This window comes from Type-D symbiont of Plautia stali, assembly GCF_001485335.1.
In the GTDB taxonomy this organism is placed as follows: Bacteria; Pseudomonadota; Gammaproteobacteria; order Enterobacterales; family Enterobacteriaceae; genus Pantoea; species Pantoea vagans_C.
On record NZ_BBOC01000047.1, the window covers coordinates 22,412 to 44,556 of the forward strand.

At 56.5% G+C, this 22,145-nt stretch carries 12 protein-coding genes and 1 pseudogene; 8 read left to right on the forward strand and 5 right to left on the reverse strand.

What is annotated here, in order from left to right; all coding sequences use genetic code 11:
• The first annotated feature begins 2 nt into the window (after nt 1-2).
• Genes PSSD_RS15550 through PSSD_RS15560 form a run of 3 tightly spaced genes read left to right on the forward strand, consistent with a single transcriptional unit; the run spans nt 3 to nt 5,269 of the window.
• Nucleotides 3-3,809 (forward strand): cellulose biosynthesis protein BcsC, encoded by a 3,807-nt coding sequence (locus PSSD_RS15550; protein ID WP_058972846.1) that lies wholly within the window; start codon nt 3-5, stop codon nt 3,807-3,809.
• The gene (bcsD, locus tag PSSD_RS15555) at nt 3,809-4,255 is read left to right on the forward strand and encodes a cellulose biosynthesis protein BcsD (protein ID WP_058972847.1); all 447 of its coding nucleotides are present in this window, start codon (nt 3,809-3,811) and stop codon (nt 4,253-4,255) included. Before PSSD_RS15550 ends, bcsD begins: the two co-directional genes overlap by 1 nt.
• 9 nt (nt 4,256-4,264) lie before the next feature.
• Nucleotides 4,265-5,269 carry a family 8 glycosyl hydrolase gene (locus PSSD_RS15560; RefSeq protein ID WP_058972848.1) on the forward strand — a complete coding sequence of 335 codons (1,005 nt, stop codon included), beginning with the start codon at nt 4,265-4,267 and terminating at the stop codon, nt 5,267-5,269.
• Nucleotides 5,270-5,379: 110 nt separating this feature from the next.
• Here PSSD_RS15560 and bcsC read toward each other — a convergent pair.
• The 5 genes and pseudogenes from bcsC to bcsR all read right to left on the reverse strand — a co-directional run bounded on the left by bcsC (nt 5,380) and on the right by bcsR (nt 14,683).
• Nucleotides 5,380-8,840: pseudogene (gene bcsC / locus PSSD_RS15565) on the reverse strand (cellulose synthase complex outer membrane protein BcsC).
• Nucleotides 8,833-11,130, reverse strand: a complete 2,298-nt coding sequence (bcsB, locus tag PSSD_RS15570) for a cellulose biosynthesis cyclic di-GMP-binding regulatory protein BcsB (protein ID WP_058972849.1) — start codon at nt 11,128-11,130, stop codon at nt 8,833-8,835. Before bcsB ends, bcsC begins: the two are co-directional and overlap by 8 nt.
• Before the next feature lie 15 nt (nt 11,131-11,145).
• Nucleotides 11,146-13,761 (reverse strand): UDP-forming cellulose synthase catalytic subunit, encoded by a 2,616-nt coding sequence (bcsA, locus tag PSSD_RS15575; RefSeq protein ID WP_058972850.1) that lies wholly within the window; start codon nt 13,759-13,761, stop codon nt 11,146-11,148.
• Entirely contained in the window at nt 13,758-14,489 is a 732-nt protein-coding gene (gene bcsQ, locus PSSD_RS15580) for a cellulose biosynthesis protein BcsQ (RefSeq protein WP_058972851.1), read from the reverse strand. The genes bcsA and bcsQ overlap by 4 nt, the downstream gene beginning before the upstream one ends.
• Nucleotides 14,489-14,683, reverse strand: coding sequence for a cellulose biosynthesis protein BcsR (gene bcsR, locus PSSD_RS15585; protein ID WP_058972852.1), 195 nt, complete (start codon nt 14,681-14,683; stop codon nt 14,489-14,491). Before bcsR ends, bcsQ begins: the two co-directional genes overlap by 1 nt.
• 193 nt (nt 14,684-14,876) lie before the next feature.
• Between bcsR and bcsE the strand changes: the two genes are divergently transcribed.
• The 5 genes from bcsE to PSSD_RS15610 all read left to right on the forward strand — a co-directional run bounded on the left by bcsE (nt 14,877) and on the right by PSSD_RS15610 (nt 22,012).
• Nucleotides 14,877-16,424, forward strand: coding sequence for a cellulose biosynthesis protein BcsE (gene bcsE / locus PSSD_RS15590; RefSeq protein ID WP_058972853.1), 1,548 nt, complete (start codon nt 14,877-14,879; stop codon nt 16,422-16,424).
• Nucleotides 16,424-16,612, forward strand: coding sequence for a cellulose biosynthesis protein BcsF (gene bcsF, locus PSSD_RS15595; protein WP_039329173.1), 189 nt, complete (start codon nt 16,424-16,426; stop codon nt 16,610-16,612). The genes bcsE and bcsF overlap by 1 nt, the downstream gene beginning before the upstream one ends.
• A complete protein-coding gene (bcsG, locus tag PSSD_RS15600; RefSeq protein WP_058972854.1) occupies nt 16,612-18,252 on the forward strand; it encodes a cellulose biosynthesis protein BcsG in 1,641 nt (546 codons plus the stop codon). The genes bcsF and bcsG overlap by 1 nt, the downstream gene beginning before the upstream one ends.
• Before the next feature lie 236 nt (nt 18,253-18,488).
• Complete coding sequence (gene hmsP / locus PSSD_RS15605) at nt 18,489-20,501, forward strand: biofilm formation regulator HmsP (protein ID WP_201023824.1); 2,013 nt, start codon at nt 18,489-18,491, stop codon at nt 20,499-20,501.
• 230 nt (nt 20,502-20,731) lie between these two features.
• On the forward strand, nt 20,732-22,012 hold the full coding sequence (locus tag PSSD_RS15610) for a dicarboxylate/amino acid:cation symporter (protein ID WP_058972856.1): 1,281 nt from the start codon (nt 20,732-20,734) through the stop codon (nt 22,010-22,012).
• Nucleotides 22,013-22,145: the final 133 nt, after the last annotated feature.

The following is a 22,145-nucleotide window of genomic DNA, read 5'->3' on the forward strand; positions in this document are numbered from 1 at the left end:
CAATGAAAAAAAATCTGTTAAGTGCCGGTATTCGTCATGCCCTGATTCTGGGTGGGGCATTGACGCTCTCTCAGCCGCTGTTGGCGGCAGAGAGTACCAATCCTGCGTTACAAGCGCTGTTCGATCAGGCGGCTTACTGGCATCAGAAAGCGCATGACGATTTAGCCAAATCTTCGCTGCAGAAAGTGCTGATGGTGGAGCCAAACAACACTCAGGCGCTTTATCTGCTGGCGCTCTATTCGCAGCAGAGTGGTAGCACGGCGGAAGCGGCGCAATGGCGTGCACGCCTGAGCGCGGCATCACCCAACGATCCGCATCTCACCGAACTGGATAACGCGCGTCAGCTGCAAACCATTCCACAGGCGCAGCTGTCGCTGGCGCGCCAGCAGGCGCGCAGCGGCAACATTGCGGCATCACTGCAAACCTGGCGTAATACCTTTAACGGGAATGAGCCACCCCCGAGCGTGGCGGCAGAATATTATCTGACGATGGCGGGTGACCGCGCACTGCTGCCTCAGGCGGTAGAAGCGCTGCGTCAGTTCTCTGCCGACCATCCGCAGGACACTGGTGCGAAACTGGCGCTGGGTAAGGCGATGACCTATCAGGAATCCACCCGTCGTCAGGGGATTGATTTGCTCGCGTCCCTCGCCGATGGCAATAAAGATGCTGACCGCTCATTGCGTCAGGCGCTGCTGTGGTTGGGGCCACAGGCGTCCGATGCCTCGCTGTATCAAACCTGGCAGCAGCGCCATCCGCAGGACAATGCGGTGATGGATTACTACCGTAAAAACGTCGGTGGAGCTGAGAAAGGCGCTGGCTTTACCGCGCTGAACAGCGGTGATGTCAGTAATGCACAGAACAACTTTGAAAAGGTGCTGCAGGCCAACCCGCAGGATGCCGATGCGCTGGCCGGTATGGGCTATGTGGCTCAGCGTGCTGGGCGTTACGCCGAAGCGGCGGACTACCTGACACGCGCCGCGCAGTTGGGCGGCGACCAGAGTGATACACGCCAGAAACAGGCGGCGGATGCGCGCTTTTATGCCCAACTGGCGACTGCCCAGCAGGCGCTGAAGAACGGTGACAGCGCCCAGGCGCTGGCGCTGAGTGAACCGCTGGCGCAGGCCGACGGTGAGAAAGGCATTGCGGCGAAGCTGTTCCGCGCGGACGTCCAGCGTCGCAGCAATCAACTCGATCAGGCAGAGCAAACCTATCGCGCTATCCTGCAAACGGATGCCAATAACCGTAATGCCAAAGAAGGTCTTTTCTACGTATTGCGTCAGCAAAACCGCAGCGCAGAGGCGAATACCTTGCTGGCATCACTGCCAGACAGTGTGCGTCAGAGCGTGGCACCGCGCGGCAGCAGCACCGATCCGATCCGTGCGCAGGCCAAACGTGAACTGGCTGCCGGTAACAACAGTGCGGCGATTGCCACACTCAACAGCGGTATCCAGCGCTATCCGAACGACGGCTGGTTGCGTCTTGACCTGGCGCGTATTTATCGCGCCCAGGGCGATAACATGATGGCCGCCAATATTATGCAGCCTGCCATGCGCAGCGGGGCCAGCACCAATGAGCTGTATGCCGGTGCCTTGAACGCCAGCGAAAGCGGTGCCTGGCAGCAGGCCAGTTTACTGTTGTCGCGCATTCCTAACGGCAGCAAGAGCAGCGACATGCGCGAACTGGCGCAGCGTGTGAATTTCAACCTGCAAATGGCGACCGCCGATCAATATCTGGCGCAGGGTTCAAATGCCGCCGCCGCGAACACCTTGCGTGCGCTGGCCTCTACCCCGCCAGCTAACCCGGTGGATGCGGGTAATCTGGCGCAGAAGCTGGCGAAAGCGGGCGATCTCACTACCGCCGTGTCGGTGGTGCGCAGCAATATGCAGCGTGGCATTCAGGGTAACGCCGGTGACTATGCCGCTCAGGTGGCGGTGCTGAACCAGGCTGGCCTGAATACCGAAGCGCAGAGCTTCCTCAGCAGCCCAGAGTTGCAGTCGCGCAGTACACCGACTCAGTTGGCGAGTATTCGTAACGGTTACGTGATCAATGAAGTGGATCGCCTGCGCGAGCAGAAACAGTACGCCGCCGCTTATGACAAGCTGGTGGGCGCACTGCAGCACGATCCACAAAACCGCGATCTGATGTTCGCGATGGCGCGTCTCTATCAGTCCGGCAAGATGAATAAAGAAGCCGGTGTGGTGTATGACTACCTGATGACCCAGGATACGCCAACGCAAGACGCGCGTACCGGAGCCATCAATGTGGCGCTGGCCAATAATGATGTGAATAAGGCGAATACCTTAACGCGTGGCCTGCGCAATGAGCAGACGCCAGACCGTCTGCTGCTGCTGGCACGCGTGGCGGAAGCCAACGGCGAGCATAGCCAGGCGATGAGTTACTTGCGCACCGCACGCGGTCAGCTGATTGGCCTGCAAGGTGCACAGACGGGCAGCGTGCCGAGCGTCGGTGGTCTGGCCTTGGCCGACAACCCGTTCATCAACCGCAGCACATCGCCGGTTTCAGGTTCTCCTTCTGCCTATGGCGCAGTTATGCCCTGGCAGTCAGCACCGGATGCCTCCACCAGTAGTGCCGCAGGCGTGACGCTGGCAAGTAATACGCCAGCGGTGCAGCAGAGCCAGACGCTGCGTCAAATCGACAACATGATGGACGATTTGCAAGAAAAAACCGGTACTTGGGTGCAGGGGCAAATGCAGGTGCGCGGTCGTGATGGCGAATCGGGTCTGAGTAAACTGACCGAAGCCAAAGCGCCGCTGACTTTCTCCACCGTGCCGTTTGGCGAGTCACGCTTTGACTTCACTATGACTCCGGTTTCTCTGACGGCAGGCAGTGCGGCCGGTGACGCATGGCGTCGCTTCGGCACCAACGCCCTGGTGCAGGGGAATGTGGTGGCCTCGGGCGATGCCAAAATTGACGATGTGCCTTCCTCGTCCACCGATTCGCAGAAGGCCACCGGCGTTGAGTTGAACCTGGCATTGAAAGGCGACAGCTACAAGATTGACCTCGGCAGTACCCCGCTCGGGCAGGATCTGAGCACGCTGGTCGGTGGTGTGCAGTGGTCGCCGAAGTTGACTGACTTCCTGACGTTGATCCTCACCGGTGAACGTCGCGCGATGACTGACAGCCTGCTCTCTTACGTTGGCGTCGAAGACAAAACCAGCGGTAAGCGCTGGGGCCGCGTCACCAAAAACGGCGGTAACGCTTTACTGAGCTACGATAACGGCGATGCCGGTTTCTATGTGGGCGGTGGTGCGTACAGCTACATCGGTGAAAACGTGGCAAGCAACAATAGCGTGCAGGCGACCGCCGGTGCCTATGTGCGTCCGTTCCACTCCGATGACCGCGAACTGAAAGCCGGGATGAGTTTGTCGTGGATGGACTTCTCGAAAAACCTCAGCTACTTCAGCTACGGCCAGGGCGGTTACTTCAGCCCGCAAAACTATGCGTCGGTGTCATTCCCTATCGAATTCACCCGCAAGTTTGACGACCTGAAAGTGAATGTCGGCGGTTCGGTGGGTTATCAGTCGTACAGCCAGGATAAGAGCGCCTACTTCCCGAATGATCCGACATACCAGGCGCAAATGCAGAGCCTGGCCGATCAGGGTTATGTGAAGAGTGCCTATTACAGCGGCGACAGCAAAAACGGCATCGGTTACAACCTGCATGCCGGTGCCGATTACAAGATCAACAAAGATGTCACCATTGGCGGCCAGTTAGGCTACGACACCTTTGGCGATTACAACGAGAGCACAGCGAATCTGTACTTCCGTTACATGTTCGGAGACAACTAATGAGTGAGCAAGTAACCGCGCGCGCCAGCCATCCACATCAGCCAGGTTGGTTCGACCTGGTGAGCGTGATGATTGAAAGCATGTTGAACAATGCGGGTGAGGAAGCCGAAGGTTTTCTTATCGACGTGGGCGCATCGCTGGCAAAACGCTATCCTTTAGCAGAAGCGCGCACCGTGCAGGATCTGGAGCGCGAAATAAATCTGCAGCTGGCCCGTTTCAACTGGGGTTTCAGCCAACTGCAACCGCAGGAAAATGCGATTCTCATTCAACACCACGCGCTGCCGCAGGGCGACAGCAATGTGGATGCTGATCGCTGGCAACTGGCATTAAGCGCCGTGCTGGCGGGCGTTTATGCCCAGTGGTTACAGGCGCAAGGTGGCAGTGCAGCGGTGCCGGTCACGTTCGAGAAGAACGACGGCGGCACGCTGCATTATCGATATCAATAGGATGCTGTGATGAAAGTGATGCGGTTCTGGCGTCAATGGATGCTGTGTTTCATGGTGATGTTTTTTAGCGCCCAGGCGGCCGCAGACGGCTGGAGTACCTTTAAAAGTCGTTTTATGAGCAGCGATGGCCGTATCAGCGATACGGCTAACAATAATGTCAGCCACACCGAAGGACAGGGCTACGGCATGTTACTGGCGGTGGCCAATGACGATCGTGCCACTTTCGATAAGCTGTGGCAGTGGACGCGTAGCCATTTGCGCAATCCACAGAATGATCTGTTCTACTGGCGTTATACGCCGGGGGCGGCCAATCCAATTGCGGATAAAAACAACGCGTCCGATGGTGATGTGTTGATTGCATGGGCGCTGCAACGTGCAGGGCAGAAGTGGGGAGGTGATTATCAGTCCACCTCTGACCGTGTTCAGCGGGCCATCGTCAAACAGAACGTGATCACCTTTGGTGGGCGCACGGTGATGTTGCCCGGCGCACAAGGGTTCAACAAAAACAGCTATGTGGTGCTGAATCCTTCTTATTTTCTGTTTGCCGCATGGAAAGAGTTTGCCGATCGCAGCCATCTGCGCGTGTGGAACAGCTTGATCGATGACGGGATGGATTTGCTGGGCGATATGCATTTCGGCAAAACCGGCCTGCCGCTGGATTGGGTGGCGCTGAACGCGGATGGTTCAGTCGCACCTGCGGTGGGATACTCCAACCGCTTCAGCTATGACGCGATTCGTATCCCGCTGAATATCTGGTGGTACGATCCGCAAAGCTTACGTCTGGTGCCGTTCCAACGTGTCTGGCAGGGCTATGGTCGCATGACCACACCAGCCTGGTTTGATGTGCTCGCCAATACACCTGCGCCATACAATATGGACGGTGGGCTACTGGCTATCCGAGATCTGACTCTGAACCAAACCGGTTATCTTAGCGACCGTTTAGCGCCGGATCAGAACTACTTCTCGGCCAGTTTGCAGCTGCTGACGTGGTTGGCGTATCAAGAGAAGCGTTAACAATCACAGCGTGCGGATGACGTACCGGTCGCCATAAATGGCGACGCTACAATCGTCATCCGCGTAGGGTCGGCATTCATGCCGACCGGTTTCATTCCCCGTGCAGACCCTTATTTAAAATCCGCGTACGACTCCAATGGCTGTGGCGGCATGTCCATATCCCCGTTCCAGCCTGCCATGGAATAGCGCATGTAAATCAACCCATGGCTTGGGGTGTAATCCTTGGCTTGCTGGATATCCATCGCCAGGCCCACCGACCAGTGCGGCGTCAGACGGCGCTCCACCACCGCTTGCAGGGTATAACCGAAGCCGTTGCCTGAGCTGCTGTCAGAGGTGGGATTGGATGCCAGCGTAAAGCCAGGATTGACCGGATAGCGCTGCTGACCGTCGGTTTGCGATTGCGACCAGGACACCGAGCCACCGAGATCATAGGACCAGTTTTCGGTGCGTTGACGATAGGTAATCGGCACCGACAGCGAAAAATATTGCTGCGGGCTGTAATAGCCGCCCTGGCCGAAGGTGTAGTCGCTGAGGTCTTTCTGGTAATGCCACAGCATGCTGTTGAGGCCAATGGTTGCGCGGCGGTTGTTCTCGTTGATCAGCTTGTAGTAATAACCCGCCATCAAACGTTCACGGCTGTTATCAGCGACATTCTCACCGGTAATTTGATGGGCGCTGATATCGGCCCACACGCCATTGGCCTCGCCCTGATCGTAACTCAGCCCAATGGAGCCACCGGTCGCCACGACGCCGCCCCAGGTTTTCCCGCCATTGGCTGACGGATCGCGGGCACCCGCGTATGCCAGCAGCGAACTGGAAATCGGTCGGCGCGAAGCGGTGAAGGTCACGCCAATATCTTTCACATCGGTTTTCCAGCTTAAACCGCCCACCCAGTTAGTCACTTCAAAACCGAGCGGCGTGGTGCCGATATCCCCTGACCAGCGGTCATTGTGCCAGCCGACGCCAATTGACGTGCCTTCATCGCGCTGGGTGAAGTCGCGGCTACAGCCACCTGAATTATCATCATTACAGCTGCCGAACCGTTCACTGTGGCTGCCGTCGGTGGTGGAAAAGTCCCCGCTGACACCAATACGTGATCGACGCGCACAAAGCTGCGTCCATCTGCGAAAGGCGTCTCCGCCTGCATCATGGTGGTGTGCGCGGTAAAATCAGACGTGCCGCCGTTGCCCTTATCGCGTGAGTAATCCTGCTCCAGCGTGAAGGTGGTGTCCTGCTGACGATACAGGTCGGCCGCATCGCTGCGAATGCTGCGTTTTAGCCAGTCATCTTGTTCGTCATTGCGCGTCAGGCGGGTGTAGTCATCATTGCTCAGCGGCACGTCGTGACTGATGCCGCTGGCGGCCATCGCCTGGCGATAATCCTGCTGCGCCAGCTCAGGGCTTTCCAGCCGTGCGGCATCGCGGTACACCAGCGCTTTACTCTGTGACGGCGGCTCTTTGGTCACACGGTTTTTTAAATCGTTCAGCAGCTGCTGCGCTCGCACGCTGTCGCCGCTGTTTTGCCAGGCCAGCGCCACGCGTCTTCCGCTGTTGATATTTTGCTGCGCCACACTTGGCGGCAGGGCGTGCAGTGCCTGCCGCGCTTCCTGCGTCCGCTTGAGGGCGATTAACGCTTCAATGCGGCCTAATGCCGCATCATTGTTCTGCGCATCCTGTTGCAGCACGCGTTGATAGCCGTTCAGCGCGGATTGGGCATCACCCCGTTCCAGCGCCCAATCGGCCAGCGTGATGTCTCGTCGCTGCGAGGCGGGCTGCTGGTTTAACAGTGCCAGCGCCGCTTGTTCCTTGCCATTGGCCCGAAGTTTGCTGGCCTGGGCGAAGACTTTGTCTTGGGTTAAGCGATCGGCCAGCTCATGCATATTGCTGTCCCAGCGTGCTTCAGGCAGGCGATGTAGTGCCGCTAATGCCGCATCATCCTGATCGCCAGAGGAGAGCCACAGCGCCCACGCATAGAGTGCGGCGGGTTCCTGCGCATGCTGGCGCACCATGGCGTCCATCACTTGTGCGCCTTGTGCCTCTGCGCCGCTGTTACGCAGCGCCCCGGCTAAGCGGTAAGAGAGCCAGATGTCATTAGGGTTGTCCTGCTCCGCCTGACGATATTTCACCACCGCCTGATGCCATTGGCCTTGTTGTGCCAGCGCATCGGCTTCCGCACGCAGGCTGTCACTGCGCAGCGAGCGCAGGGTATCGGCGAGGGAGCGCTGCTGTGCGGCAGGCAGGGAATTGATAAACGCCATGGCGCGTGCGGGAGATTGTCTTTGATAAAGCCCAGCCAACCGACTCACCGCCGTGGTATTGCTGCGATCCAGACGCAGCGCCTGTTGCCAGAATTGTTCCGCCTGCGCCTCATTTTTGCGTGCCTGCGCGACATCGCCCAGGCCAATCAACGCCCAGCTGTCGCGATTATCGATGGCCTGCGCACTGCGATACTGACGTTCTGCGCCAGAGAGATCGCCTTTTTTCAGCGCGTCATCGCCATTATTGATGGCCAGCCAATAGCGGTTGGTTTGCAGCAGCGACTGCCATTTGCCAATTTGGGTACTGGCTTGCCCTGCCTGAATGGCTTTTTGCAGCCAGCTGATGGCTGCCGCACGGTTGTTGGCACGCGCCTGCGCCTGGCCCATGGCACCCATTAACTCGGCATCATTGGGGTTGGCTTTCAGCGCTGCGCTCAGTGAGGCAATGGCACCGGCCCCGCCGCCCGCATCCACCAGCGCCAGGCCACGCATACGCTGACGATAGGCTGGATCGGCCAGCAATTTCTGCTGCCGTGCCAGCTCTTCCTGGCCGCGCTGTTGGGCATCACCCGAGGTGAACACCTGCAAATATTGCTGCAGGCTGGCCACGGTGCGGTCGCTGACCGGTTGATTCTGGATCTGCTGCAGCCACAGCTCTGAAGCCGCATCACGCCCGCCATCACGATTGGCCAGGCTGCGCAGTTGCTTCAGCGCTTCATTCGGCTGATTGTTATCAAACGCCATGCGTGCCAGCTGCAGCTCTACGCCGATATTGCCGGGATAGCGCTGCTCCAGCCCCTGCAACTGGCGATAAGCGGTGATCTGTTGGCCCGGTAAACGCGCCACCAGACGCCAGTATTCCAGCTCGGTGTTGACGTCCGGGAAGACGCCATGGAACAGCGCATCCCAGGCCGCTTTAGCTTCCTCTACGCGTCCGGCGGTGGCCAGCAAGCGTGCCTGTTGCAGCTGCTGGCGACCTTCCGCGCTCATCAAGCGCAGGCCGGTTTCGGATTCCCGTGTGGCGATGTCATCGGGCGCCACTTTCTTCAATTCATCCAGCAGCGTCTGCGCTTTGGCCTGATCGCCCTGACGCAGTGCCATGCGGATTTGCGCCGCCAGCACCTGTGGATTGTCCGGATCGATTTTTTCCAGACGATAGAGTGACTGCTGCACCAGGTCGTATTTGTTGGTGGATTCACCGGTGCGGATCTGCATCAGCAGCCACGCGACCGGCGAAACCTGCGGGCCATCGGCTGCCACGCCGGGGCCCGCGAGGATGCTGGCAATCAGCAGCCCAAGTGGCAGTTTATTCATCATCATCCAGCTCGGCCAGACGGCGACGGCTGACCATGCGCATCAGACGCCATGCCATCAGTGCAAACAGAATCACCACCACCACGGCACAAATCGCCAGCCACACCGGATGAGTTGCCAGCATATTCCACAAGCGTTCCCACCATGGCAGATGGCCGACGAAGTAGGTGTCGCCCACGCGTACGCTGGTGACGCCTGATTCCCGCACGATGGTGGCAGAGCCGAACACGGCGGCACGTTTTCCGCTGTCGAGTAGCGCGTTATTCAGTAAATCCCAGCCGCGTGGGCTGTCAGCCAGCAAGGCGACAACGCTACGTTGATCGTTAAACGGCGACTGGAATCCGACAATCGCACCCATCGGGCCGCGTGAACTGATACCGGTCTGGCTTTCCACTTTGCGGTCACTGTCTGAGACCGGCACATTCTGCGCGGTGATCGGGCGTGTAGGCATGTTGATCCAGCTACGTGCCGCCTCGACCAGTAAGTTGATCTTCTTATCATCCTGCAGATCCTGCGGGATGTCGCCGATCATCAGCAGGTCAGCATCTTTGTCTTTGGCTTGCTGCCAGTTATCGCTCATTTGCACGCGCAGTGCCGGATAGCCGGTCTGTGCGCCGATGGCACCTAAGGCATTCAGCATGGTGCTGACTTCGCCGTTATCCGGCTTCGGCTGCACTAACACCAGGGTCTGCGCGAGATCGGCGTAGCGGCTGTAAGGGAAACCGGCGTTAGCATAGGCACCGAGCGACGGCATCTCGATGTAGTGGCGATAGCCGGAGAAATCGATGCTGGAGTGATCGTCGATCACCACGTGGTGACCAACGGCAGTGACGGTTTCACAGCGACCATCGGCGGTGCCGCCAATAAAGGTATTGGCATAGTCGAAGCTGAAGCGCAGTTGGTTCACCACGCCAAGACGCAGCGCCGGAATGGTCAACTGGCGGTTACTGTCTTGCAAACCTTGCATCAGCGGAATATGCATCAGCTGCTGACCGGCGGTATCTTTTACCGTCAGCGGATAATCCTGCATAAACTGATTGTTCAGATGTACAGCTAAACGCGAGCCGTCTTGCTGAATCGGCGAGGTATAGCGGTAAATCAGATCCATATCGATGCCGCGTGCGCGCACCAGGAACAGATCGGGCGGCAGGTTCAGCGTCAGGCTGATGGGGTTCGGCTGCAAGCCGTCGGCCTGCAGCTGGTTCTGATATTGCGTCAGCTCGGCAAAAGTGGTGCGGCGGTCGGTGCGCACCCAGTTTGGCGCATCGTAGGCCTGGCGTGGGGCCAGCAGTTTCACGCTGTCGATAGTGGACGTATCGCCGCGCAACAGCAGTTCACCTTGCGCGATGCCTTCGACGGCGGTCAGTAGGTCGTTATCATCGCGGCCCAGCACCAGCAGCATTTTTTCGTACGGATTGTCGGGCTGGCTTACCATCTCTACCGTTGGCTTTTCCACCGGCGGCAGGTCTTTCAGGAAGTCAGGGCGATGATCGTTAGTAGCGAAAATCACCGCATGCTGATCTTTCGGCAACTGGTTATACAGCACCGGGAACGACTGTCCACGCCACTGGGCTTTGCTACCGAACCATGAAGCCAGAATACCGGCGGCGCGCTGCTGCACCAGATTTGGCTGGCTGCTGAACACCATCGGCAGCTGCAAAGGCCGATTATCACGCGCGTCAAAGAAGGGTTCCGGGAAGTGCGAGAGGTCGTTCTTCAGCGGCAGTTTTTGCAGCGTCAGATCGAGCTTGCTCTCTTTGCCGATATCCATCCAGATGGTGCTGTTGGCGGGGTTTTCACACACGTTAGCGTAATGCCCAACCAGCTCAAGGCGCACACGGTTGAAGTCGCCAATAAAACGCGGATCGATCGGCAGCTGGGTTTGATTCTCTTTGCCCAACTGGTCAGCGGTGACGGTGATCAGCCCGACCAGTTCATCGTTGAGATAGACCTTAAGTTGCGACAGCGTGGGGATCAGCGCCGGAGAGGGACGATAACTGAGCGTCAACAAAGCACGCGTCACCACTTCGTCACTGCGCACCCCAAACTCGATCTGGCTGGTGGGTTCCGTGCCGCGCAGCGTCATGCTGCCGGGTGGCGGTGCGACCTGATTGAACAGCAGCTGGCTGTCGCGCAGCGGCGCATTCACATCCAGGGGTTGAGCAACCACCGGGAGCGGCGTCTGTGCGGCGGCGCGAGGTGCCTCGGGCGCTGAAGGCTGTGGCGCAGCCTGCGCCAGCGTGGCAGTGCCCAGCAACAGGGCGGTAAACCAGCTCAGTTTTCTCGTCATGGTCTTATCATCAACTTAAGTGAAATCGGTTTTGATTGCCGCAGGGGTGTGGCGAATACCCTGCGGTAACAGTGAAGCCAGCCAGCTGACTAACGCTGTCAGTATCCGGAAAAGTCGGCGCAGCGGGGCAGGGCCATACTCCGCCAGGCGCAAATAGCCTTTGAAGCCCAGTATCATAATGTCTGCCAGGCTCTGCACCGGTTTGTCTTCCGGGAAGCCGTCCTGCCATAGCGCCCAGGTATCGGCGCGGGCGAAGGTACACTGAATAAATTCAATATGCTGGCGAGTCGAGAGTTGATGCAGGCGAATACCGGCACGGCGGCCAAACACGCGCTGTACCTGGCAGGGGAAGCCGAACTCCTGCTGACCACGGCGCAGTAGCAGCCAGACGGGTTCATCTTCCTTCAGGGCATCTGCTTCACGCAGTTCGACGCCCACGCCACCATCGGAGTAGTCACGCAGTGTGCAGGGCACCATATGGCCGTCCTGACGGGCGATGGCCGCCGGCATGGCGATCTCCACGCGGTGCGCTTCGCGAATCTGGCGCGCTTCCACCGAGACGGCCACGGCCCCCCCGAGGATGATCATGTTGTACACCACCCACACCAGGCTGACCCAAATGGTGAGCATTTCGTTGGCGGGGCCGTAGGCCATGCGCCAGAAGGCCATGCCGATGCCTGCGATATTCAACAGCACCAGCATCATGTAAGGCTTGGTGATCACCCAATCGAGATGGCGCTCTTCCACCAGACCGCCTTTGGCAGTGACGTTGAACTTGCCTTTGTGCGGATTAAACAGCGCCACGGTGGTCGGGCGCGCGATGTACCATGCCAGCACGGTTTCATACACTTCACTCCAGAACGAGTGACGCCAGCGTCCCTGAATGCGCGAGTTCGTCAGGCTGGTGTGCACCATATGCGGCAGCACATAAATCGCAATCGCCAGCGCGGGGGCGTAGATGATGTAGGCGTGGCACAGCAGGAAGGCCAAGGGCGCCAGCAGGAAAATCAGGCGTGGAATCCCGGCGAGGAAGTGCAGCATGGCGTTGGCGTAGCATAAGCGCTGCACCAGCTTTAACCCTTTGCCAAACAGCGGGTTATCGAGACGGAAAATCTGCACCATGCCACGCGCCCAACGGATGCGCTGACCAATGTGCGCGGACAAACTTTCGGTCGCCAGGCCGGCGGCTTGTGGAATACGAATATACGCCGAAGTGTAACCCTGACGATGCAGGCGTAGTGAGGTGTGGGCATCTTCGGTCACGGTTTCCACTGCAATGCCGCCAATCTCATCTAATGCTGTACGGCGCAGCACCGCACAGGAGCCGCAGAAGAACGCTGCATCCCAGGTGTCATTACCGTCCTGAACCAGGCCGTAGAACAGCGAGCCTTCGTTGGGCGTCTGGCGGAAGCGGCCGAGGTTGCGCTCGAACGGGTCAGGCGAGAAGAAGTGATGCGGTGTTTGCAGCATCGCGAGACGGTGATCCTTCAGGAACCAGCCCATGGTCAGTTGCAGGAAGGAGCGTGTTGGCACGTGGTCGCAGTCAAATATCGCCACGTAGTCACTGCGGCAGGCGACTTTCAGTGCGTGATTGATGTTGCCCGCTTTGGCGTGTTCATGGGTGGGTCGCACCACATAATTGACGCCTACGCTGGCGGCAAACTCGCGGAACTCTTCCCGTGTGCCGTCATCAAGAATGTAGATATTGAGTTTGTCCTGCGGCCAGTCGATGCCCATTGCCGCGTAAATAGTCGGTTTCACCACGCTCAGCGGTTCGTTATAAGTCGGCACCAGAATATCGACGCTCGGCCAGGTGGTGATTTCGGGGGGCATTGACACCGGCTGGCGATTGAGTGGCCACAGCGTCTGGAAATAACCCAGCACCAGTACCGACCACGAATAAGTTTCGGCACCAATCAGCAGCAGACCAAAGGTCAGGCTCAGCGGATCGTCCCAGTTCAGGGTTTCGGTGTAACGCCACCACAAATAGCGACAGGAAATGGTCAGCGACAACACAATCAGCATGATAGTCGAGAGGCGGCCCGGCACGCGGCGCACCATCATCGCCAGACCCCACAACAGCAGCACAAAAACAAACTGGGTGGTGATGCCAAACGGCTGTGAAATACAGAGTAACGCCAGCAGACTGGCGACAATCGCAGCGGTGATAAACAGCAACTGACGCACGCGCACGGGCAGTTTTTGCAGTTGTTGCTCGGTGCGCAGATGCAAACCGGTTTTCGCTACCCGTGCAGGCAGCGTGCCCAACCATTGATAAAACTGCTGACGCCAGCGAAACAGTGAACTGAATGCGTTGAAGCGTTTACGTTCACTGCGCGCGCTGTTGTCGAGTGGCAACACCAGCAGCAGCCACAGACTCTGCAGCGCGTAGCGCAGCGCATCTAACGGACGCGGGCGCTGCGGTGAGATTTGCGGATAGTAGCGCTGACGCTGTTGCAGAATACGTTGCCAGCCGGGCGTTTCCAGTCGCAGCAGCGACCAGGCCAGCACACACCACAGCAGGTGCAACGCCACGGTTAAACGCCCTGCGCCGTGCTGACGTGCTGTACGGGCGCGACGCTGCAGCGCCTGCCATGCCTGCGGAACCAAAAGCCAGCGCAACGGATTCACGCGTGACCACCCGCAACATTCAGCAGCAGCCAGTTCGCCAGGGTATTGATCTCCTCACTCGCCAGCGCATGGGGGCGATATTCGCCCACCGGCTGCTTCATCATCAGCGCCTCGGCCAGCGCTTCATCTCGATGAATTACCTGTGGAATAAGATTCTTCAGCGTGCGCAGCCACAGTTGATGCAGATCTTGTTGTAGCTGGCTGTTGGCGTTGAACTGGTTGATCAAAAACAGGGTGTGCGGCAGGAAGCGTGGGTGATGCAAACGCAGCTGGCAGTTGGCATCCAGCGATAGCACCTGCAGTAGACGATCGGCTGCATGGGCAAAAGATCGCTGCCAGGGTAGCAGATCCGCCGGAAGGTCGAGGATCACCCAACGGTAGTGCGCTTTCAGGGCCGGGAGCGCGTTAAGCAGTGGTGAAGCAAAGTGATCATCCGCTGCTTGCAGGGTTAACGTTTGCTGATGACTGAGCGTGCCGAAGGGCAGGAAATCAAGCCCGGTTTGATAACGCTGCGCACACTGCTGCCAAGGCTGCTGTTCCAGCAGGGCAGGCACCCAGCCCTGTGGGTGAGTGAGAGGCAAGTTAAAGTGGGCAGCTAGTTGATTTGACGCAGAAAAATCGATGACCAGCACCGATTCTTGCAACGCATTGAGCGCCCAGCCGAGTGCTGCACTGAGCGAGGTCGCGCCACAACCCCCACGTAATCCTTGTAAGGCAATGACCGGCATTAGCGTTCAGGTTCCTGTAAAGCAGTTAATTCACGCAGCAGCGGCCATCGCGTGAGCAGAGAATTGAGGCGCTCTTCGCGGGCAATATCAATGTAACGAAAGGCCTTTAAAGAAAAGGCTTCGCTCAACGCATTAATGTCATCCTGATCCTCACTGGTGGAAGCGATCAGCGAAAAGGCATTCTCAGTTTTCATTACTTTCTTGCCACCAAAAACAGCAACGGATGAATTGTGGTTTTATTTTTTGTAAAGTCTAGACCTGATGAAAAGCAGGCACCATGCAAAAATCAATGTGATTTGAGATAGCGCAGGTTTTATTTATTTCAGCAGTTCCAATCGTCGTCGTCTATATTAAACTAGCTTGGATTGTTCTGATCGTGAAACAAATATGAAAAATCGCTACGCGCTTGGCCTACAACAGGTTCAGCAGGAATTAATTACACTACAGAATCCAGGGTTTTATTGGATCACCAGTCAGCGTCAGGAAGATGCCAGATTACTGCTGCGTCAGGTGGTTAGCCATCAGCAGGCGGCAACACTGGTCAGCGCAGATGAGAAGCCACAAGCGCTGCTCACTCCCGATCCTGTCTCTGGCCCAGCGCGTATCCCGCTATTTTCTTTACCAGCTAATAAAGCCAGCCTACAGCACCTTGAGAATGATTTTGCCCGCGTGCTGAATAGCCGCAGTGGGTTAGTGCTGTTTTACAGCAACGCCGCGCTGTGGAGTAAATTATCCGAGGATGAGCTGACGCAATGGGTGAAACGCATGCGTCGTTTGTTAATAAAAAAACAAATCACGTTGTTACTGATCACCTCGGGAACGGCAATTATTCACTTGCGTAATCATCTTCAGCGTTATTTTCGCCAGCTTGATGGTGTCGCGCATTTAGAATTTCAACAAGATAGCTGGCAATACCGAATTAACTGGTGGTACTCCGCAGACAAACTTTTGGCGGACCGCGCTATCCGACTCAGTTGCACTGATAATCAATTTTGTGCCGCCAACGAAACGGAACAACATATTCCGCTCAGCCTGAATGATGAAAATCAATTCCTTGCTCAGGAAGGTGTGTTAGAAGGTGCGCCGCCGCTGTCCAGCCAATGGCAACTGTTTAGCGACAATGAAGGGGTGTTCTCTCGTGCTCAGCAGGCGAATGCAGCAACCGTCATTTTTAGCCTGGCCCATAATCAGGATATCAATACCTTAGCGAAGATGGTCCACAGTTTGCGTCGTTCACGGGGTAATACGCTGAAGATTGTGGTGCGCGAAATCAGTACCAGTCTGAGATACAGTGATGAGCGTCTTTTGCTGGCTTGTGGGGTAAATGCCATTGTGCCGACGGCAGCCACCTTATCGCGTTTTCTCACCACGCTGGAGGGGATTCAGGGGCAGCAGTTTACCCGTCACGTGCCGGCCAATCTCTCGGCCTTGATGCAGGCGCTGCAACCGCTACAGCAGAAAGGCTATCTGCCGCTGGAGAACTTCTGCACCGCCGTGCAGCAGCTAATGGGCAACACGCTGCTGCCGGAAAATGACAAAGGACTGATGGTGGCATTGCGTCCCGTCCCTCAGTTGAAGCCGGAGCAGGTTCTGACGTTGTGTAAACCGCGTCGCTTTGGTGATTTAGTGACGTTGATTAATGACCGCATCTATTTGTTCTTATCCTCCTGTCGCTTTAACGATCTGGATATTGCGCTGAAGTCGATTTTCTCACTGCCGCATGATGAGTTGTTCAGTAACCGCGTGGTGTGGTTTGAGGACAATCAGATTCTGTCGGAAGTGCATAAGATTCGCCAGCTGACCCCGGTGGCACAACGTGAAGTGCAGATGGCTTCGGTGGATTTACCCTCGACCCGTCCGAAGGAGGTTGCTGAGAGGCGCAGTGCGCAAACACCACAACCGATTATTCTCAACCTCGATGGAGATCGCCACTGATGACACTGATGGATTGGGTGCAGGTGGCGATCCTGCTGTTATTAATTTTGCTGTTCCTGAAATCGTTGTTTGTGCGTTGGTTACCGCGCAGCAGCACCAGCTTGCTGATGCGTTTGCTGCCGCCGCGTGCGCTGAAATCGGAAGGGCAGTGGCAACGCAAACCCGCTAAAACGGATACCAAAGCGTAATGAGTGATACTAAACCTTCGACGCTGCACGGTTCGTGGTGGCGCGGTCTCGGCGGCTGGAACTTCTACTTCCTGATCAAATTTGGACTGTTGTGGTACGGCTATCTTAATTTTCACGCGCTGAGCAATCTGGTGTTTCTGGCCTGGCTGCTGTTTCCGCTGCCGTCACGCCGTCTGCATCGCATACGACACTGGGTTTCGCTGCCGATTGGCTTTGCGCTGTTTTGGCACGATACCTGGCTGCCAGGGCCCGAATCGATCATGAGCCAGGGCGGCCAGTTAGCCGGGTTCTCATCGGCTTATCTGCTCGACCTGGTGAATCGCTTTATTAACTGGGAGATGATCGGCACCGGCTTTGTGCTGCTGGTGTTGTACCTGTTCGTGGCCCAGTGGATTCGCGTTACCGTGTTGGTCTCGCTGATGTTGATCTGGTTGAACGTGCTGACGATTGCCGGTCCGGCGATGAATTTGCTGCCGACCAAAGCCGCCACGCCTGAAGTGGCGTTGAATGACAAACCGTCCACGGCTAAAGCGCCGGATGGCCTGGATCAATCGGCTCCACCGACCAGTGCCAATTTGACTTCATGGCTCAATCGCTTCTACGACAGTGAGCGCCAACGCGTCACCCACTTCCCGGATGCCTTGCCTGCGGATTCGCAGCCGTTTGATATTCTGGTGATCAATATCTGCTCCCTGTCATGGTCAGATATGGATGTGGCACAACTGCGCGACCATCCGCTGTGGAAGCACTTTGATATCGTGCTGAATAACTACAATTCCGCTACCGGTTACAGCGGCCCGGCAGGGATTCGTTTACTGCGTGCCAGCTGCGGCCAGACGTCGCATAGCAATCTGTATAAACCCACCGATCAGCGTTGCTATCTGTTTGATAACCTCGCTAAGCTCGGCTTTAAGCAAGAGCTGATGATGGACCACACCGGCGTGTTTGGTAACTATCTCAAAGAGTTGCGCGAAGATGGCAATCTGCAAGCGCCGCTGATGTCGCAGGCAGGCATTGCACCGGAATTGACCTCGTTTGACGGTTCGACCGTGTTTAATGATGGGCAGCTGATGCAGCGCTGGCTTGACGATCGTACCAAGAGCAGCGATGCGCGCAGTGCGACTTTCTATAACCTGATCCCGCTGCATGATGGCACGCGTGAGCTGGGCAGCACGCGCACCGCTGACTGGCAGCCGCGCGCGAAAGTGCTGTTTGATCAGCTGGATACCTTCCTGACTAATCTGCAAAAATCCGGTCGTCGGGTGATGGTGCTGGTGGTGCCCGAACACGGTGCTGCGCTGCAGGGCGATAAGATGCAAATGTCAGGTCTGCGCGATATCCCCAGCCCAAGCATTACTCATGTGCCAGTGGGTATTAAGTTTGTTGGCATGAAGGCGCCACATCAGGGCCAGCCGCTGACGATTGATACGCCGACCAGTTTGCTGGCGATTTCCGAGATTATTTCCCGCGTGGTGGATGGACAGGTATTTAACGCGCCTAACGTGAATATGTCGGTGCTGGCGGATAATTTGCCGCAATCGCCGGTGGTGTCAGAAAACGATAACGCCGTGGTGATGATGTATCAGGGCAAACCCTGGATCCGCCTCAACGGTGGGGATTGGGTCGCGTATCCGCAGTAATTTTACATGAAAACGGTCGGCATTAATGCCGACCCTACAACGCGTAGGGTGCGCATTGATGCGCACCGTTGCACTATCCGCACGTTGTTGACAGGTGAACAAATCCTAATCACCCATTTATCTGCCTCTCACGACCACTTTTCGACTTTATCCCGGCGCAAAAAATCACTGACCTGCGATATACTCGCTGCGCATTTCATCTAAAGACACGGCGTGAGACGCCGGGAGAGGTTTTGTTGCGCGTTAGTCGCTCGTTAACGATAAAGCAGATGGCAACGGTGTCCGCCGTGGCGATGGTGACCATCAGCATTTTTATCGTCATCCAGTTATTCCACTTTGTGCAGCAGCGCAGGATTGACTACGCCCAGCAAATGGAGAATATCGCACACACGGTGCGTCAGCCGCTGTCTGAAGCGGTGCTCAAAGGCGATATTCCGCAGGCGGAACGCATTCTCAATACCCTCAAGCCCGCCGGTATTTTGTCTCGGGCGGATGTGGTTCTGCCTAACGCATTCCAGGCACTGCATGCCGATTTCGTGCCGGAAAAACCGGTGCCGCGCTTTGTTGCACGTCTGTTTGAGTTGCCGGTGCAAATTACGCTGCCGCTCTACTCGGTTGAACGAACCGGCTTGCCCAAGCCGATCGCCTACCTTGTGCTACAGGCAGACTCCTCACGGGTGTATCAATTCCTGCTCAGTACGCTTTCAACCATGATCACCACCTATTTGCTGCTGGCACTGATTCTCTCCGTGGCCATCAGCTGGTGTATCAATCGTCTTATCGTGCATCCCTTGCGTAACTTGTCGCGTGATCTACAGGAGTTACCACCGCAAGCCATTCTCACGCACAAACTGGATTTGCCACATAATCATCGAGACGATGAAATCGGTATGCTGATCCGCAGCTACAACCGCAATCAGCAGGTGCTGGAGTCGATTCATGATGAAATGAGCCGCATGACCACCCATTTCGCCGTCACTGACTTGCCCAATCGCGCACTGTTCCTGGCCCTGCTCGATCAGCACGCCAGCCATCGCCATCGTCGTCAGCCGTGGGGGTTGATGGTGATCCGCATTGAGACCTTGCAGGAAGCCAACGGCGTCCTGAGCGATGAGCAGCGCGATACCTTAATGCTGACGCTGGTGGAAAAAATTCGCAGCACCGTGGACGATCACACTTTGCTGGCGCAAACCGGACCGAGCGATTTTGCGCTATTGATGAAGCGTGCCCATAATCCGTTCCGGGCGATGCGGCTGGCCCGCAACCTGATGATCCGCATCAATCAGCCCGTCAATCTTCATCAACTGCAGCTGCGTCCCAATGCCAGTATCGGTCTGGCGTTGCATGACGATAGCGTCGTCAGCGCGGGCGAGCAGCTTGATCGCGCCACCTCCGCCATGATGTCGGCGCGTCATCAGGGTAAAAACCAGATTCTGTTCTTTGATCCGGCACTCACTGAACGGGCGCAAAAACGTCTGACGCAGGAGCACGATATCTTGCAGGGCTTACAGGACGGTCAGTTTGCACTCTATCTGCAGCCGCAAATCAACATGGCAACCGGTGAACTGGCCGGTGCCGAAGCGTTACTGCGTATGCGTATGCCGGATGGCAGTTACGGATTATCAGAAGAGTTTATTGCCAGCGCCGAAGAGATTGGCGTGATTTCGGCGATAGGCCGCTGGGTATTTGAAGAAGCCTGCCGCATTCTCGCCGCCTGGCAGAAGCAAGGCATCAATATCCCACTCAGCGTTAATATTTCCGCCGTGCAGTTGCGTGACGCCAGCATGGTGAGCCATTTGCAGGGGCTGCTGGAGCGCCATCGCATTGCACCGGGTAACTTTGTACTGGAAATTACTGAAACCGCGCAAATAGGTGATGCTGAGCAGGCGATATCCCTGCTGCGCGCGTTGCAGCAAACCGGCGTGGCAGTAGCGCTCGACGATTTCGGTATGGGTTACTCTAACCTCAACTATCTGCATCAATTTAAAGCGCTGCCAGTGAACAAGCTGAAGATGGACCGCAGCTTCGTTGCCGCACTGCCCGATGACGACACCATGGTGCGTATTGTGTCAGCCATTGCCGACATCATTCACCTTGACGTGATTGCCGAGGGTGTTGAAACGGAAGAGCAGCGTGACTGGCTGCTGGCGCGCGGAATTACCATAGGGCAAGGCTACTTATACGCAGAAGCCTTGCCTTTACACATCTTTAATCAACGCTGGCTTGCGCCTTCGTCACATCCTGAATAATCACCTGATTTATTGATTTTACTTGATAAAACGCTGATGTACCGTGTGCTGAAGCGTTTCAGTTCATAGTTAGAGTTTTGTAACTTTTGTAAGGAATGTAAGGGTATATTAATCCTGTTAACGGGGTGTTATTTTCCCGCAATCGGTAAGGTTTTTCGCTTCCAGGCGGCTTGCCGCATGCGTTCTCCATAATAACGGCGGTGAATTCCGTCTATACCTGGACACCTGTTATGAAACTGTTCAAAAGCCTCTACTTTCAGGTGCTGGTTGCCATCGGCATCGGCGTCCTGTTGGGCCACTACTATCCTGAGTTAGGCGCGCAAATGAAGCCGCTTGGTGATGGTTTCGTTAAGCTGATCAAGATGATCATCGCCCCCGTGATTTTCTGTACGGTGGTGACCGGTATTGCCGGCATGGAGAGCATGAAAGCCGTTGGACGTACGGGCGCTGTTGCGCTGCTCTATTTTGAAGTGGTCAGCACCATCGCGCTGATTATCGGTCTGGTTGTGGTTAACGTGGTGCAGCCGGGTGCGGGCATGAACGTTGACCCTGCAACGCTCGACGCTAAAGCCGTGGCGGTTTACGCCCAGCAGGCGCAAGAGCAGGGTGTTATCGCCTTCTTGTTGGATATCATCCCGAATAGCGTGATCGGCGCCTTTGCCAGCGGCAACATCCTGCAGGTGCTGCTGTTCGCCATTCTGTTTGGTTTTGCCCTGCATCGCCTGGGTAACGCCGGTACCGTGATGTTCAACGTCATTGAGAGCTTCTCGAAAGTGATCTTCGGCGTGATCAACATGATTATGCGCCTCGCGCCAATCGGTGCTTTCGGTGCCATGGCCTTTACCATCGGTAAATACGGCGTCGGTTCACTGGTGCAGTTGGGGCAGCTGATTATCTGCTTCTACATTACCTGTGTGCTGTTTGTGGTGGTGGTGCTGGGGCTGATTGCGCGTTGGGCGGGCTTCAATATCTTCAAGTTCGTCGCTTACATCAAAGAAGAGCTGCTGATTGTGCTGGGCACTTCTTCTTCGGAATCCGCGCTGCCTCGCATGCTGGATAAGATGGAGAAGCTGGGTTGTAAGAAGTCGGTAGTGGGGTTGGTTATCCCGACCGGCTACTCATTCAACCTTGATGGTACCTCTATCTATCTCACCATGGCGGCAGTGTTTATCGCACAGGCCACCAACGCGCATATGGATATCTTCCATCAGATCACGTTATTGGTGGTGCTGCTGCTCTCCTCTAAAGGGGCTGCGGGTGTGACCGGCAGTGGCTTTATCGTGTTGGCAGCGACTTTATCTGCAGTGGGACATCTGCCGGTGGCGGGTCTGGCGCTGATTCTCGGTATCGACCGCTTTATGTCCGAAGCGCGTGCACTGACTAACCTGGTGGGTAACGGCGTGGCGACCGTTGTCGTGGCGAAGTGGGTCGGTCAGTTGGATGAAGAGCAGATGAAAGCGACGCTTTCTTCAGGGAAAAAGGTGAATAACGCATCACAAACCAGCATCTAATCGGCTAATTGCGTTAATTTCCCGAGAAATGCCCGCTGTCGCTTGCCCTGACAGCGGGCATTTGCATAATAAACCCCATTGATTTTTTTTCCCGATTTTTTTACCTCGTTGCGCGACATCCTGACCATCCTGT

What these genes read in the sequence shown, in the direction of transcription:
- bcsE (WP_058972853.1), top strand. Translation starts at nt 14,877, where the DNA reads ATGAAAAATCGCTACGCGCTTGGCCTACAACAGGTTCAGCAGGAATTA.
- bcsG (WP_058972854.1), top strand. Translation starts at nt 16,612, where the DNA reads ATGAGTGATACTAAACCTTCGACGCTGCACGGTTCGTGGTGGCGCGGT.
- bcsD (WP_058972847.1), top strand. Translation starts at nt 3,809, where the DNA reads ATGAGTGAGCAAGTAACCGCGCGCGCCAGCCATCCACATCAGCCAGGT.
- PSSD_RS15550 (WP_058972846.1), top strand. Translation starts at nt 3, where the DNA reads ATGAAAAAAAATCTGTTAAGTGCCGGTATTCGTCATGCCCTGATTCTG.
- bcsF (WP_039329173.1), top strand. Translation starts at nt 16,424, where the DNA reads ATGACACTGATGGATTGGGTGCAGGTGGCGATCCTGCTGTTATTAATT.
- bcsQ (WP_058972851.1), bottom strand. Translation starts at nt 14,489, where the DNA reads ATGCCGGTCATTGCCTTACAAGGATTACGTGGGGGTTGTGGCGCGACC.
- PSSD_RS15560 (WP_058972848.1), top strand. Translation starts at nt 4,265, where the DNA reads ATGAAAGTGATGCGGTTCTGGCGTCAATGGATGCTGTGTTTCATGGTG.
- bcsR (WP_058972852.1), bottom strand. Translation starts at nt 14,683, where the DNA reads ATGAAAACTGAGAATGCCTTTTCGCTGATCGCTTCCACCAGTGAGGAT.
- bcsB (WP_058972849.1), bottom strand. Translation starts at nt 11,130, where the DNA reads ATGACGAGAAAACTGAGCTGGTTTACCGCCCTGTTGCTGGGCACTGCC.
- PSSD_RS15610 (WP_058972856.1), top strand. Translation starts at nt 20,732, where the DNA reads ATGAAACTGTTCAAAAGCCTCTACTTTCAGGTGCTGGTTGCCATCGGC.